This window comes from Nocardia sp. NBC_01388, assembly GCF_045040085.1.
GTDB lineage: Bacteria > Actinomycetota > Actinomycetes > Mycobacteriales > Mycobacteriaceae > Nocardia.
The window spans coordinates 4,996,118-5,011,280 of the sequence record NZ_CP109553.1; the positions used below are offsets into that span (position 1 = coordinate 4,996,118).

12 protein-coding genes and 1 pseudogene are annotated in these 15,163 nt (G+C 66.9%); 4 read left to right on the forward strand and 9 right to left on the reverse strand.

Going from position 1 to position 15,163, the window contains the following annotated elements; translation table 11 throughout:
* Positions 1-53 precede the first annotated feature (53 nt).
* The gene (locus OG716_RS24630; RefSeq protein WP_405133115.1) at positions 54-1,289 is read right to left on the reverse strand and encodes a fatty acid desaturase family protein; all 1,236 of its coding nucleotides are present in this window, start codon (positions 1,287-1,289) and stop codon (positions 54-56) included.
* 161 nt (positions 1,290-1,450) lie between these two features.
* Between OG716_RS24630 and OG716_RS24635 the strand changes: the two are divergent.
* A pseudogene (locus OG716_RS24635) lies at positions 1,451-2,170 on the forward strand (TetR/AcrR family transcriptional regulator C-terminal domain-containing protein); the annotation flags it as partial.
* Positions 2,171-2,383: 213 nt separating this feature from the next.
* On the opposite strand, the gene OG716_RS24640 reads toward OG716_RS24635, so the two are convergent.
* Complete coding sequence (locus OG716_RS24640; RefSeq protein WP_405133116.1) at positions 2,384-3,076, reverse strand: TetR/AcrR family transcriptional regulator C-terminal domain-containing protein; 693 nt, start codon at positions 3,074-3,076, stop codon at positions 2,384-2,386.
* A gap of 264 nt (positions 3,077-3,340) precedes the next feature.
* On the opposite strand from OG716_RS24640, the gene OG716_RS24645 reads away from it, so the two are divergent.
* The 3 genes from OG716_RS24645 (at position 3,341) to OG716_RS24655 (ending at position 6,798) form a co-directional block, all read left to right on the forward strand.
* Positions 3,341-5,590 (forward strand): sensor histidine kinase, encoded by a 2,250-nt coding sequence (locus tag OG716_RS24645; protein ID WP_405133117.1) that lies wholly within the window; start codon positions 3,341-3,343, stop codon positions 5,588-5,590.
* The gene (locus OG716_RS24650) at positions 5,587-6,234 is read left to right on the forward strand and encodes a LuxR C-terminal-related transcriptional regulator (RefSeq protein ID WP_405133118.1); all 648 of its coding nucleotides are present in this window, start codon (positions 5,587-5,589) and stop codon (positions 6,232-6,234) included. Before OG716_RS24645 ends, OG716_RS24650 begins: the two co-directional genes overlap by 4 nt.
* Before the next feature lie 93 nt (positions 6,235-6,327).
* Positions 6,328-6,798 (forward strand): DUF5666 domain-containing protein, encoded by a 471-nt coding sequence (locus tag OG716_RS24655; protein ID WP_405133119.1) that lies wholly within the window; start codon positions 6,328-6,330, stop codon positions 6,796-6,798.
* Positions 6,799-6,869: 71 nt separating this feature from the next.
* On the opposite strand, the gene OG716_RS24660 is transcribed toward OG716_RS24655, so the two are convergent.
* From OG716_RS24660 to OG716_RS24690, 7 genes are all read right to left on the reverse strand, one after another.
* Complete coding sequence (locus tag OG716_RS24660; RefSeq protein ID WP_405133120.1) at positions 6,870-7,703, reverse strand: hypothetical protein; 834 nt, start codon at positions 7,701-7,703, stop codon at positions 6,870-6,872.
* Positions 7,704-7,835: 132 nt separating this feature from the next.
* Positions 7,836-9,905: a CocE/NonD family hydrolase gene (locus tag OG716_RS24665; protein ID WP_405133121.1), complete on the reverse strand. Its 2,070-nt coding sequence runs from the start codon at positions 9,903-9,905 to the stop codon at positions 7,836-7,838.
* A gap of 19 nt (positions 9,906-9,924) precedes the next feature.
* A complete protein-coding gene (locus OG716_RS24670; protein WP_405133122.1) occupies positions 9,925-11,538 on the reverse strand; it encodes an AMP-binding protein in 1,614 nt (537 codons plus the stop codon).
* 139 nt (positions 11,539-11,677) lie between these two features.
* Positions 11,678-12,331, reverse strand: a complete 654-nt coding sequence (locus tag OG716_RS24675) for a TetR/AcrR family transcriptional regulator (protein WP_405133123.1) — start codon at positions 12,329-12,331, stop codon at positions 11,678-11,680.
* Between the two features lie 89 nt (positions 12,332-12,420).
* The gene (locus tag OG716_RS24680; protein ID WP_405133124.1) at positions 12,421-13,821 is read right to left on the reverse strand and encodes a lipase family protein; all 1,401 of its coding nucleotides are present in this window, start codon (positions 13,819-13,821) and stop codon (positions 12,421-12,423) included.
* A gap of 110 nt (positions 13,822-13,931) precedes the next feature.
* Positions 13,932-14,702 (reverse strand): SGNH/GDSL hydrolase family protein, encoded by a 771-nt coding sequence (locus OG716_RS24685; RefSeq protein ID WP_405133125.1) that lies wholly within the window; start codon positions 14,700-14,702, stop codon positions 13,932-13,934.
* Between the two features lie 62 nt (positions 14,703-14,764).
* Entirely contained in the window at positions 14,765-15,106 is a 342-nt protein-coding gene (locus OG716_RS24690; protein WP_405133126.1) for a winged helix-turn-helix transcriptional regulator, read from the reverse strand.
* Between the last annotated feature and the right edge of the window lie 57 nt (positions 15,107-15,163).

The window sequence follows — 15,163 nt, forward strand, 5'->3', positions numbered from 1 at the left end:
ACGACTCAACGTCCACTGAACATCCGCCGAATGCCCAGCTCAGCGGCAACAGGCTAGCTCTCGACCGCCTTCGCGCGGCGAATCCGCCGGTGCCCGGCCCGTTCCGCGAGTGCGGTGCGCAGGCCGCGACGGCCCGCGGGCGCATCGACGGCGGTTGCCGGGTGCGGGCCGAACTTGCGTTCGGAGGAGGTCTCGGGGGCGTCGTCGGAGGTGGCGAGAAGCATGCTGTCGGGCAGCGCCAGTTTGTGGATGGTGCGCAGGGTCAGCAGGTACTGCCGGGGTAGTGAGCCGGTGGTGTAGGGCAGGTCGTATTTGTCGCACAGGGCCCGCACTCGGACGGCGATCTCGGCATAGCGATTGCTGGGCAGGTCGGGGAACAGGTGGTGTTCGATCTGATGCGACAGGTGTCCGCTCATGAAGCCGAGCACCGGGCCCGCGTCGAAGTTCGCGGTGCCGAGCATCTGCCGCAGATACCACTCCGGCTTGGTCTCGTCCTCGATCGCCTCGGGCGTGAATTTCTCTGCGCCATCGGGGAAATGGCCGCAGAAGATGACCACATAGGCCCACAGGTTGCGCAATACATTGGCGGAGATATCGGCGGTGAGGGTGCGCCGCCAGCGCCGCCCGCTCAGCACCGGGAAGAGCAGATAGTCCTTACCGGCCTGCCGCACGATCTTGCCGAGGAAAGCCTTGGTCTGAGCGGACTTCTCGGCGTCGTCGGCCGCGCGCTCGTGTTCGGAGTACAGACCGTGCAGGGCGATGCCCCACTCGAATGTGGCCGCCAGCAAAAGGTTTTGCAGCGGCTGCAGCAGCGACCGCGGATGCCACTGCTGATCGCGGGTGATCCGGATGACGCCGAAACCGATATCGTCGTCGATGCCGATGACGTTCGTGAACACGTGATGGCGATAGTTGTGCGAATAGCGCCACTGCGCGGAGACGCCGGCCATATCCCATTCCCAAGTGCTGGAATGGATTTCGGGATCGTTCATCCAATCCCATTGGCCGTGGCAGACATTGTGCCCGATCTCCATGTTCTCGATGCTCTTGGCCGTCGCCAGCGCTGCCGTCCCCAGCAGCCAGCCGCGCTTGGTACTGCTGCAGGCGATGACCAGGCGGGCCGTCAGATCGAGAATGCGCTGAAAGCCGATCGTGCGCCGGATGTAGGCGGCGTCTTTCGTACCGCGCCGCTCCTCGATATCACGACGAATCGCATCGAGCTCCAGCCCGAACGCCTCGACGTCCTCCGGGCTCAAATGCGCGTAAACAGCGACCTGCGTGATTGCCATTCGTCGTATCCTCGAATTCCTGAACTCGCCTCGGACAGATCGACAATCCGGCGGCGATGCCAGCGTCACCCCAGCTTAGCCCCCAACTACAATTCCTGTCTACAGCGTAGAGTTACATCGTAGACAGATGCTTTTCGCCAATCGGGAGGGCGCTCAACTCGATGAGCCGAATCAGAGCTGGACCATCCGGTCCCCCGGACCCCGCGGCAGATCGTCCCGATCGAGACAAGGCCGGGATCACACCGCTGACCCGGACCGCGATGCTGACGGCCGCGCTCGAGATCATCGACCGCGACAGCATCGACCGCCTGTCCATGCGACGCCTCGGCCAGGCGCTCGACCGGGATCCAATGGTGCTCTACCGGCACGCCGCGAACAAGGCGGCACTCCTGGACGGGGTTGTCGAGCTCGTGCTCGAACAGCTGACGGTCGATGTCACCGACCCCGACTGGCGTCACCAATTGCGCAATATCGCGCGCGACTTCCGCAAACTCGCCGTCGCCCACCCGAATACGGTGCCGCTCTTGGTGACTCACCCGTTCGCGACCCCACTGGCACTACGGCCGCTGGGCACCCTGCGACCGGTGGAACACATCCTCGAACTGCTCACCGGCGCCGACTTCAGCAGTGCGGACGCCCTGCACATCTACCGCGCCCTGTTCGGATTCCTGCACGGCCACATCCTCAACGAACTCCAGGAAATCGTCGAACGCCCCGAGGAGACCACCGACCTGTTGCGATTGGGCCTGCAGCGCCTGCCCATCGGCGAGTTCCCGCTGCTGCGCGGCCTCGCCTCGGACCTGGCGAACTACGACGGCGCGACCGAACTCGAACGCGGGCTCGACATTCTGCTCGCCGGCCTCACCACCACCATGTCAGTATCCGAGGAAGGAGCATCGATCATGGCCCAGGACCCGATCACCAGAGCGAATCGCCAGGCAGCGCCGGCGCATCCGCTGCGGCCCGCGCTCGACGCCGAAACCATTGCGGCACAGCATCGCTGGGATTCCGAAGGCGGAGCCGTCGCACGGCTCAGCACTCCGGACGCGCGGCTCAGCACTTAGGACTCACGACTCAGCGCTGCGGACCGACACTCAGCGCCGTGGACCGGACAGTGTCGCGCTGAGTCCGGTCAGCAGGATATCCAGACCGCGCTCGAGCTCGGCCTCACCGTCGTAGGCCGCCAGCACCGGGGCCAGTTCCCGCACCAGCGGGAACTCCTCGATCGGCAGCCGGTAGAGGCCGAGCCGCAATACCTCGTCGGTCTCCTCCGGACGCTCCACGACTTCCTGGAGCTCGTTGAGCACATGGCCGTAGAGGAAGCCGAAGAGCGCGCGATAGATGTGCAGCGCCTCCGCACCGGAGAACCCGGCCTTGGTGAGCAGGTCGAGAATGTCTTCGAGCGGACGCACCACGGCCTTGGGCCGCAATCCCAGCGGCGTGGCCAGCGGCCGGGTCACCAGCACCGGAACCACCCGCGGATGAGCCAGCGCCAGTTGCCGGAAGTCGCGGGCCACCACGCGTAGTCGAGCGGCCCAGTCGGTGTCGGTGGCATCGACGGTCAGCTGTGCGAATACGATCTCGGCAACACCGTCCAGCACCGCGGCCTTGTTCGGCACATGCCGATAGATCACCATGGGATCGCGGCCCACCGCCTCGGCCAGCCGGCGCATCGACAGGCCGTCGACCCCGTCGCGATCGACGATCTCGAGTGCGGCGGCCAGCACCACGGCCCGAGTGATCGGACTTTCGCCGCGAGCGGATCGTGAACTATCGCGGTCAGCCATGCGGAAGGTCCTCCGTTCCCCATCGGAATCTCCGACGTGGACGAGTGTAGACCTACGCTGTTGACGTCCCGGGGATGTCTGCGGCCGTTGGCTCCCCGCCCGCCAACGGCCGCGATTGCGGTGTGAGTGCCGGCCGGACCGGCGCCCTCCTGCATCATGCACGATTCCGCATCGGGCGCGGCAAGTCTGTCGGACGTTCGACGGACAGCGGCGGGCGAGCGGCCGTGCCATGCTCGTTCCCGGCAGGTCCGGTACCTTGACCGGGTGTTACGCGACGCCGATCCGACCCGCGCAGGCGTCGCGCAGGAGGCCATGTGGCTCGCCATCCGCTTCCGGCACGTCTGCTGTCTGCTTCTCACGGTGGTGCACCTGGCGAGCGGAGCGCCGAGCACACAGCCGGGTACCGCGGTGACGGTGCTGCTGGCGGTGTGGTCCGCGACCCGACTGTGGGGCCATCGCATCGGACCCTGGTGGACCGCGGCCGATGTCGCGGTGGTGTCGATCTATTTGCTCGGCACGGTCAGCGTCGCGGCTTCCGGTGTGGCCACCGACAACCTCATCGACGTGAAAGTTGTGGCGGCAACGGTGATCTCGGTCGGCATGGCGGAGCGGGTGCGAGTATCGGCGGCGGTGACCGCGCTGATCCTGTTGCTGCTCTACCACGCCAACCGTTTCACGCCCGGTCTGACGCCGATCGGCTTCCTCACCGATCTGGCCGTCGCCTATCTGCTGGTGGAGTGGCTGCTCGCGATCGGGCAGCGCCGGCTGATGCTGCATGCCGCCACCGTGCACGATCACACCGTCACGGCCGCAGCCGATTCGCGCATCGCGAGCGATGTCGCCGCGGCCCGCCGCCGCTACGAACGCGAACAGTGGGCGGTCATGCACGACACCGCCGCCGCCACCCTGCTGATGGTCGGCCAGGGCGCGGCCGCCGATCCGGAGCGCATCGCCCGGCAGGCGGCGCGCGACCTCACCGTCCTGGAGGCCGGAATACCCACGCCCGGTGATGATTCCAGCGTCGATCTCGCCGAACTGCTGCGCAAGCTGACCGCCGAATGCGCGACACCGGTCACGCTCCGGTGCGGCGGCCCGCTGCCCACTCCGAGCACGCCGGCCTGGACCGTCACCGCCGCCGCACGGGAGGCGCTCACCAATATCGACCGGCACGCCCGGGCGAAAGCCGTTGTCATCACGGCCGAACCGGGCCACATCGTCATCACCGACGACGGCATCGGATTCGACCATCGGCCCGGGAACGAGCACTACGGCATCCGCAATTCGATCGTCGCGCGACTGCGCGCCACCGGCGGCGCCGCCGAGGTCACCAGTGCCGTCGGGCGGGGCACCGAAATCAGGCTCAGCTGGCCTGCCACCGAACCCGTTGCCACCGCGGATGATTCGTTCGACGAGCCGGCCGCCTCGGCGGGTGTCGACCGGCTCGGCCGCAGCTTCGGCTACGGAATCGTAGGCATCGCCGTCGCCGATACGCTGCTGCAATCGGTGTTGACCGAGGCGGCTCCGACCCCGCCCACCGCGATCAACGCACTGCTGGTCGCCGTGAATGTCGCGTGCGCGCTGGCCGCCCTGGCGCCGCGGCGACGGGAGCGCACCACCTTGGCGCTCATGACCGCCGCGGTCGCGGGATCGCTCGCACTCACCGCGCTGCTGCCCGCGGGCGATGTGCTGGCCGGTGCGAACTGGTCCATCGGCGCCTCCGGCTGGGCGGTGGTCGCGCTCGGCTTCCGGTTGCGGCCGCTGATTTCGCTGTCGGCACTGAGCATCTGGTGGGTGCTGGTGTGCGGGCTGGTGCTGGCACGGCTTCCCGGGTGGAGCACCGCCACCGTGCTGGGATATCACACCGCGGCCATCTTCTTCCTGCAGATTTTTGTCGCCTGGTTCGCCGCCACCCTGAATCGGGTGGCGCGCTCGGCGGCCGGACTGCACCGGGAGCGCCTGCGCGATCGCAGCGTCGAGGCGGTCGCGCGCATGACCGAACTGGAATGCCGCCGCCGCTACGAACAGTTGCTGAGCGAGCTCACGCCGCTCCTGCGCGGCCTCGCGGACGGCACGCTGGCGCCGGACGATCCGGCCGTGCGCGCCACCGCACGCACCGAATACGCCCGGCTGCGCCGCTTGTTCACCCAGGGCGACGGCGTCGGTCATCCCCTGCTCGCGGATCTGCGCTCCGGTATCGACGATGCCGAGCGGCGCGGGGTGGCGGTGACCGTGGAATCCGCACCGGCGGATCGGGAGCTGCCCGACGAGGTCCGCGGCCATCTGGTCGCCGCCACACGAATGATGTTGTATGCCAGTCGATCCCGCGCACGTGTGGTGGTGACCGCCGATGCCGTCGGCTGCACCGTCAGCACGCTCGGCGACTGCCCGCCGGAAACACTCCACCGCCTCAGTGGCATGTCCTCGACCGCGGTGGACACCCAGCTGGTCACCACCGGTGAATTGCTCTGGGCGCGAATGCATCACCGTTTCGACACCGAAGGAGCCGCCCGATGATCCGGATCGCCATCATCGATGACCATCCGCTGATCTGCGACGGCGTGCGAGGCTGGTGCGCCGCTGCGCGGCCGCCGATCGCGGTGGCCGACGATTATCCGCGGCCCGCCGCATTTCTGACGGCCACCGGGCCGGATCGCGGCGAGCTGGACGCCGTTGTCCTCGATCTCCAATTCGAGCAGCGCGCACCGGATCTCGGTGCGCTGGGGGCGATCTGCGAACGCGGCCACCGAGTCGTGGTCTACTCCCAGCACACCGAACCGCATCTGGTCCGGGACTGCCTCGATCTCGGCGCCGTCACCTATCTGTCGAAAACCGAAGGCCGCGAGCACCTCATCACTGCCCTGTATGCGGCGGCCGAGGTGCGGCCGTATCTGAGCCCGACCATGGCCCGCGCCATGAGCACCGACGGCGACGACCGGCCCAAGCTCTCACAGCGGGAACGCGAAGTACTGCTGGCCTGGTTCCAGACCGAATCCAAAGCTCTTGTCGCCCAACAGCTTTTCATTACTCCGGGCACGGTCAACACCTATCTGGAACGCATTCGTGCCAAGTACGCCGCGGTGGGTCGGTCCGCGCCGACGAAGGCCGCGCTGGTCGCCCGGGCCATTCGTGACGGACTGATCAGTACGGACGAGCTGTAGGACCCGCCCTGCCAGGGTTCTCACCGTGAGTGCGGAGCAAGCTGGCAGTCGGCGTTCAGCAACCTCCCACCGGCGCTGGATAGCGTTGCGCTCATGACACACTCGACCCCCTCGGGGAGCCCCGCCGAACCGGTCAACCACCCGCGCAACAGCCGCCGCAAGACCCTCATCGTCGGCGGCGCCGGCCTGGCGATCATCGGCGCGGTGACCCTGACCGCCTGCGGCTCGTCCGGCAGCAATAGCGCCGCACCCGCCCCGTCCACCAGCTCGACCAAGACGCCGGGCGGGCATCGCGGCGACGGCATCGCCGGCGCCATCGCCACCGAGAATGCGAGCACCTGGACGGTGACCAAGCGCGACGGCGGCACCGAGACCGTCACCATCACCCCCACCACGGTATTCGGCAATAAGATGAAGCCCGAGACCCAGCAGCAGTTCGCGGTCGGCGATCAGGTCATGATCGAGGGGCAGGTCTCCGGCGACACCATCACCGCCACCCATATCGCCGCGGCGCGCACGCGCACCAATCCGTCGACTCCGGCCACCACCCCCGTGCCCGGCTAGGCCGCAACACCTAACTCTCATTGATTCGTGCGGCGGCGGGCGGCACACCGCCCGTCGCGTCGGCATCGAACTCAGTACACCCGCAGCCCGCGGCGGCGCACGATGTACAGCGCGATCACGGTGCCGAGCACCCAGACCGCGAGCCCGACGAGTGCGTGCAGATCGGCACGCAGCCAAGGACTTACGTGATGCCCGAGGTGGAACAGCACCTCGCGCTGGGTCCCGTCGATCGGGGCCACCAGGTAGTACAGGCCGTACGGCAGGGCCAGGTGCAGAATCCAGCCGGCCGTGCGCCAGGAGAACCGTTCCCGCCAGCGCTGGGCCAGTGTCAGGGGCGGCACCGCCAGCAGGACCGACACGATATTGCCGATGCCGAGCCACGCCAGGATCGGTAGCGCCACCTCCGGCAGCGTAAACTCCAGCGATTTCGGCCGCTGGTCGGCGATGGTGAAGATCGCGGTCAGGGCCAGCGTCGGCAGGCCCACGATGACCAGCAGCGCCAAATTCTTGATCAGCAGAATCCGGCGCAGCGGTGTCCCCCGCGCGGTGCTCCGCTGCACCCGATGCGCATCGACGCCGAGCACATTGGTGGTGGTGACATCGGCCAGGATGAAGGTGGCGAAGTAGGTGCCGACCAGGATAACCATCCCGTGCCGGTGCGTGGTGCTGCCCGCCAGCGGCGAAATGAGCAGATACAGCAGCGACAGCACGATATTGGCGGCAAGACCTTCGAGCCAGTGCCGCGAACCGGTGAACGACCACCGCACCTCGTCGGCGACCGACCGCCACAGTCCGTGGCCCGGCTCGAGCGAGGGCGGCACCGGACCGGAACCGTAATCGGAGTTCAGGTACTTCTGAATGCGCGCGCGCACGCCGACCGGCGCTTCATCAACGGTCGTGCGCACCGGATCCGTCCAACGATTCGACAAGGCACCTATTTCGACTGCGGCGACCACGGGTATTCGCCACGCCGGGTGCAGGACAACCCCGGCGTGGCGAGCTTCCGCCGAGAATACGGCAGCAAGCTGAACCCGCACTCAGCCCTTCATCGTCGAGACCCCCGCCAGCGGCACCGTCAGAAAGGATGCCGCTCCGCCGTTGCGCTGCACGTCGTACACACCGCCCAGCAGATCCGGATACTGCTTCGGATTGAAGATATGGGTGGGGAAGTCACCGGTGCCGAGTGTCACCCGCAACCGGTGGCCGGGCTCGAAGACGTGAAAAGCGGGGCGCACCTTGACGTTGTATTCGGTCACCTGGCCGGGAACCACCGGCAGCACCGATTCACGGGTGCCAGGATGGAACGCCCCCTGCACGCTCCCATCCGGGGCCCGCCAGGTCCGCGCCTCGTCGAGTGCGCGGAAGTCTCCGGTCAGCTCGCCGTCGGTCAGCGCGGTGGCGCGGCCATCGGGAGCGATGTCCTGCACGGTGACTTCGAAGGCCGTGGCGGGCTTGTTGGAGACGGCGTACAGGGTCGCGCCGATCGGGCCCGCCAGCACCGTGGGCTCGGTGAACGCCGTACTCGTGTAGGACGGATTCACCAGTACCGGAGGCAGACTCCCCTGCGGCGCGAACTTCGCGCAGGGGTCGTCGGCGCCGAACAGACTGGCCAGCAATTGGTACACACCGGAGAAGTTGCGCGAGAACGACGCATTGCAGATCGTGCCGGTGTTGAAGGGGCTGAAGTTCAGCCGATCCGAACCCTCAGCATACTGCGGCCGGTCGGACACCAACTGCCCATCCGCGCCGAGATACAGGTTCTGCGTGGGCACTTCGCGTACCGGATAGGTCGCGCTCTCGATGACATTGCCGTTCAGATCGATGGCGTGCAGCGGTGTCTCCGTCTCGTCGATCCCGTTGTGGTCGTTCTTCAGCCACCGATCGAACCAGGCCAGCTGGATCGCGTGCATATCGATGTCCTCGGTATTGCGCTGCACGCCCGGCTGGATGTGAAACCAAGGGCCGGTGAGCATTTGAACGCGGCCGGTGGAGTTCGCATCGGCCGGCATCGGCCCGGCGTGCGGTCGCCCGGCGAAGGCGTTCTGCAGTCCGGCGAAGGTGCGCGGGGTGCCGTCCTGCAGCAGGTCGTACTGTCCGCCGATCAGGTAGGTCGGAATATCGTTGGCGGCAATCTGATCCAGCACATTGTCGATGGCCCGTGACTCCCAGTACGGGCTGTTGTACGCCTTGTCCCCGTCGACGAGCGCATTGAGCACCGACGGCCAGGTCCCGTCCGGCCGCAAATGCGAGAGCAGGTGATCGACGAAGACGCTCATCATCTTGTCCGGCTCGCGGTACAGGCCCAGGATCGGATCGAGCTGCGGCAGCGCCGTGATCGGCAGCTCCAGCATGGAGGCGAGGAAAGAGATGTTGTAGTACCCGTCGTGCTCGAGCAGGTCCTGGAATGCGTTGTTACCGGCCATGAGTGGGAACAGCGCCTTCACCGGCGAGCCCGGCTCCATGACTCCGGCGGTGAGCAATTCGCTCATGCCCAGATACGACAGGCCCCACAGTCCGATCTGCCCGGTGGAGTTCGGCAGCCCGGCCGCCCACCGCACCACCCGTTTGGAATCCTCGCGCTCCTGGGGCTGCAGAATGCTCCACTGGCCGCCGGACGATCCGGTGCCCCGAATATCGGTGACAACGCTGATGTAACCGCGCTTCACGAAATAGTCGCCGTATCCGGCGGCATCGGCGATCTGCCGGGCCACGGCCACCACGCTGGGCAGCGCGCTGTCCAGCGCCGGGCCGATGCCGTCGTAAGAGAGCAGCCGCATCAGGCCGGCGCTGTCCTTGCCGTAGGCGGTCTGGGTCATGACGATCGGAAACGGTCCGGTGGCAGGCGCGCCGGACGCATCGGCCGGGTACCGGACATCGGCCCGCAGGACCACGCCGTCGGCCATGGGGATTTCGACATTCTTGGTCTCGCCGACGCCGTAGGTCTCGGGCGCGGGATTCCAGCCGTCGGGTAATCCGGTGCGGGCGTTGGCCTTTGCGAAGGTGGCGCCGGGGCCGGGATCGGCGGTCGCGGGTGCGACGGCGAGCGGCATCAGGGCGGAAGAGATGAGCAGAACAGTGACGGCGAAGAACTTTCCCGGCATCTTCATTGATGTGTTCTCTTCTTGTTCAATGGGTTTCGAGCTGAAGGCGCAGCAGCTTGCCGGTATCCGTGCGGGGTAGCTCCCGCACGAACTCGACATCACGCGGCACCTTGAAGCGCGCCAGATTGGCCCGCACATGGGTCCGGACCCCCTCGGCATCCAGCGACGCACCCGGATGCAGAACTACGAATGCCGCCAGCCGCTGCCCGAATTCGGCATCGGGCACGGGAACGATCGCCGCCTCCGCGATCGCCGGGTGGGCGTACAGCAGCTCCTCGACCTCACCCGGGAAGACGTTCTCACCGCCGGAAACGATCATGTCGTCGTCCCGGCCGTCGATGAACAGGCGGCCGCCCGCGTCCCAGTGCCCGACATCGCCGGAGGAGAGCAGGCCGCCGATGCTGTCCTTGCGGCCGCCACCGGAGTATTCGCGGAACGACAGCATGCTGTGCACGTATACGGTTCCGCGCCTGCCCGGTTCGGTGACGAGAGTGCCCTCGTCGTCATAGAGCCGGACCGTACACATGGTCGGCGGCTTGCCGACGGTTCCGGCGGCGGCTCGCCAATCCCGTGGTGTAGCAATGGTTGCCACACCGACCTCGGTGGAGCCGTAGAAGTTGTAGAGCACCTCGCCGAAGGCGGCGGTGGCCGCATCACCGAGCGCCGCGGGCAGCGCGGACCCGGCACTGAAGATTACCCGCAGACCGGAGGTATCGTGCTGCGCCAGGACCTGCGGGCCGAGGTCGAGAATGCGCCGCAGCATGGTCGGTACCAGCACCAGCACACTCGCCCGGTGCTCGGCCACCGCCGCCAGGGTCGCCTCGGCGTCGAATCGCCTGCGCAGCACCACCGTTGATCCGAGCACCAGCGACATGATGAATTGATTCAGCGCGGTGCCGTGGAACAGCGGCGCGGCCAGCACCAGGGTTTGATTGCGCCGCAGTGGAATTCGCTCCAGGAAGGCCGCGGCCGCCAGCGGCGATCGCACCTCGCGCGGCACACCCTTCGGAGTGCCGGTGGTGCCGCCGGTCAGCAGCACGAATCCGCCCTGCGTTGCGGGCGGCGGCAGTTCCGCGGTGTCGTTCGCTGCTATCAGCTCATCGAGGGTCAGTGTCCCGCTGCCATCGTGCCGTGCCAGTACCTGTTGGATATCCGGCGGCAAGACCTGCAGCAGTGGAGTGAATTCCTGGTCGTACACAAGGACATTCACCCCCTCCCGCGCCGCGACATCGGCCAGCTGCGGTGCGGCGAATCCGGTATTGAGCAGTACCAGCCGCGCGCCCACCTTGCCGGCGGCGAGCATGGCGTCGACAAGTTCGCGACTGTCCCGGACCAGGGTGGCGACCGTGCTACCCGGGCCGACGCCGCGCGCCGCGAGTCCCCTGGCGAGCGCATTGCTGCGAAGTTCGAGGTCCCGATAGGTCAGTGCGCCGCGCTCGTCGATGACCGCCACCCGGTCCGGTTCACGCTGCGCCGCGCTGTGCACCGGCCCGGCGAGGGTGCCGTAGTCCCGGACCGCCCGGGCGGTGCGCACGGTCCGGGCGGGCGCGAGCAGATCGATCACTCCCGCGCGCTGGAGCACGCCTACCGAATGCAGATTGACCGCCGCCGCGCGAATCGCGCTACCGAGGGAGGGCATGAACACTCCGTCCAGAGAATCATTCACTCATCCCGAACGAGATGAACTGAATACGACTGTAGGAGATCGGATCACATTGGGCAAGATTTCTTTTCAGATTTCCCGCGAAGTAGGCCCGGCGAAAATCAGTCAGCTGTTTTCAGCTTGCGGACAGCCCGTAATTCACGAGATACGCGATCTCATCACAGATTTCGTCGAGAGTGATCTCGGTGCCCGGATCGGTCGTCTGCACCAGCTCCTGGGCCAGTGAATTGACCGCACCGATAATGGCCAGCGCGAACAGGTCGAACCGCCGCGCGGATATCTCACCGCGCGCGGCCGACTGCTCGGCCTCCCGCGCCAGCATTCCGGAGATGAGCAGGCGCTTTTCCCGCCGCCAATCCTCCACCGCGGAGCTGACTCCGATCACTTCGACATAGCAGACCTTCGCCGAGCGCCGGTCGTGGCAGGTGACCTCGAGGTAGGCGCGAACGCATTCCGCGACCTGAACGGTCAGCGGTTGATCACGCACATTCGCCAGCACTTCCAATGCCCGCTGGACCGCTCGCGAAGTGATCTGATCGACCAGCGCGATCAATAGTGCTTCGCGACTTCCCATTTCCTCGTAGAAGCTGCGGGTGGAAATACCGCCTTCGGTGCACAGCCGCTCGATCGGGGACGCCGCATAACCCTGGGTGCCGAATAATTCCAGCGCTGCCTCGAGCAGTCGTTCCCGCCGCTGCGCCGCCCGCTCCTCGCTGGACAGGCCACCATAACTGCGACGAGTACCCGCGTCGTCCCGCTGTCGCGCCATTGGCTGATCCTACCCAGGCATTGACATCACCCACCCCGTCATCTCGGCCTGCTTCGGCTGGAATGACGAGGGGATTCCCGAGAGCCGACCTAACCGGTGCGCCCGATGGCCTGCCCGGCCAACGCCTGCGCCATGGGCGGCAGGATCTCCGAGAGCGCCTGCGCGAACTGCGGATCCGTCACCGTGGTGGTCGGACTGGAGATCGAACATCCCGCCGGCGGCGCGACACCGTTGAGCCGATCGCGCAGCCAATCGAAGGCGCCGGGCAGGTGGGTGAGCACGCCGGAGATGTGCTCCGCGGCGAATTCACGCACGTAGGTGACGCTGGGAGCGCCTTCGGCACAGTATTTGCCGATGATCGCATCGGTGCCGCCGATGGGAATCAGCTCGTCGTTCTGGGCGTGATAAAAGTAGATCGGCACCGTAGGAGTGCGCTGTCCCAGCGTATTGTCCGCGATCGCCTGCCGAATCTCGGGCAGCTGCAGCGGATCCGCGCCCTGGAAGGTGCCCAGGTAGTTGAATCCGGGGAACAGGGACGCACCCACCGGATGGCACAGCACCTTCTTCGACGCCAGTACGAACTGGCCGAGCAGATCGACGCGTTCGGTCATTACGCGCTGCATATCAGGATATTCGGTGGCGATCCCGGCGAAAGCGGCCGAGATGAGGCCCGCGTAGACGCCATTGTTGTTGTGCCGCACCACGGTCGCGAAGTCGGCCGGTGCCACGCCGCCCGAGGCCGCGCCGACGATATTCAACTCCGGCGCGTAGCTGTCCTTGATCTCCGGGACGAACGAGCTGGGAATGGTCCCGCCCGAGTAGCCCCACAGCGCGGCCGGCGTGCCCGGGCCGCTCAGCTGCGCGGGTTCGAAATTCTCCGCGGCGCGAATGCCGTCGAGGGTGGCCTGGGCGTTCATCCGGGATGCGCCGTAGGCTGAATTCGGCCCCTCGTAGTCCGGCAGCGCGACGGTCCAGCCCTGGCCGACACCCGCGGCAATGGGGATGAGGGTTTCGGCGGCATTGACGTAATCGGCTGGAATAGCACCGGATTGGATCACATAGGACGGCGCGCAATACTGCGCCGCACTGTCCTCGGCGATCTGATAGGACAGCAGCTTGCGCCCGCCCTCCGGCGCCTCACCGCGTGGTCGCAGAATCGTGGTGACCGTGGAAATGGGTTCACCGTGGCTATCGGTGGTCCGGTAGAGCAGTTGCCACGCATCGATATTCAGCTGCAGCACACCGAAGAACGCCGGATTGATCGACCGCACCCGCAGAATTTCGCCGGGTTGCGCCGCCGCGACCACGCCCGCCGCCGGTCGATAGAAGTCGTCCAATTCCGGTGGCAGCGTGAGCGCGGGCGCCGGTTCAATTCGAATATCGGCCGGTTGCACCTCCGGCGTCGCCGCCGCCGAACCGAAACCGGTCCACGCTCCCGCTATCGCCATGACAGCCACGACCAAGACGCGCCCACCTTTGCGCACGTTCATGATTCCGCCCTCCTACCCTTATTGGTAAGAGATCTTTTCAGATGGTCCGCGGGCTTGTCCACCCCGTCGCATGACGCATGAAAATTTGGCGGAAGCGGCTGAGCGAGGGCTCAGACGGGAGTCATCTCCGGCCGCTTCGGGACCACGCCGTCACCGGAGGACTCACCGCGCAGTCGGCGTCCCACCCAGGGCACCAGATGCCGGGACGCCCAGCGCAGTTCATCGGTGAGCGCGGCGGGCAGGCTACGTTCGAGTGACGGCAGCGGCTGCCGCCACTCGGCATCGGATCCGGGCAGCGCGAGGGTGTCCGCGACCGCCCGGGCCACGAGCGTATGGCCGAGCGGACTCAGATGCAGCCGATCCTCCGCCCACGCATCCCGATGCGCGGTGGCCGGAACCGGCTCGAAATCGATCAGCGTCACCTCGTGCCGGGCGGCCAGTGCGCGCAGGCGCTCGTTCAAGGCCCGCACCCGGCCCGAGAGCGGCCGCACCACCGGAGCGACACTGCCGATATCCGGGAAGGTGAAGGTGATGACCCGGGCCCCGACACCGGTGAGGGCGGCGAACATCGCCTCGATATCGGCGAGCACCGCGGCCTGATCGAAGCGCGGCCGAATGACATCGTTCATGCCCGCCACCACCGCGGCGAGGTCCGGTCGCAGCGCCAGCGCGGGACCGAGCTGTTCCGCCCGGATCTGCGCGGCCCGGCGGCCGCGCACGGCCAGATTGGCATAGCGCAGACCGGGACTCACGGTGGCGAGGGTGCCTGCCAGCCGATCCGCCCAGCCGCGGTGCCCGCCATTGCCGTCGGGATCGCCGATCCCCTCGGTCTGACTGTCCCCCAGTGCGACGAAGCGGGTGAACAACGGTGCGGATGGCATTTTCGACTCCACGTTGACTCTCCTGCGAGGGCGCGACAGGTCCGAATGCTACGGCCAGATCGTCACCGTGGCAGTTCGACCGTGATGCCGGTTCGCTCACACCGCTTCTCGCCCCACTCGTAGAGGGCGGTCAGCACCGGCACCAGACTCCAGCCCTCCTCGGTCAGGTCGTACTCGACCTGAGGCGGGACGGTATCGAAGGCGGTGCGGCGCACCAGCCCGGCCGCCTCCAGTTCGCGCAACTGCTGGATCAACATCTTCTCGCTGGTGCTCGGCATCAGCCGGCGCAACTCCCCGTAGCGCCGCACCCCTTCTTTGAGGTGCGCCAGAATCACCGGCTTCCATTTGCCGCCGATCAGATCGACGGTCACCTCGACCGGGCAGTAGTAGCGCTTCACGGGCATGTCTGGCCTCCGGTACTTACCGAAAAGTGCGTTCTTGTAACACTGTAATCATCGGGC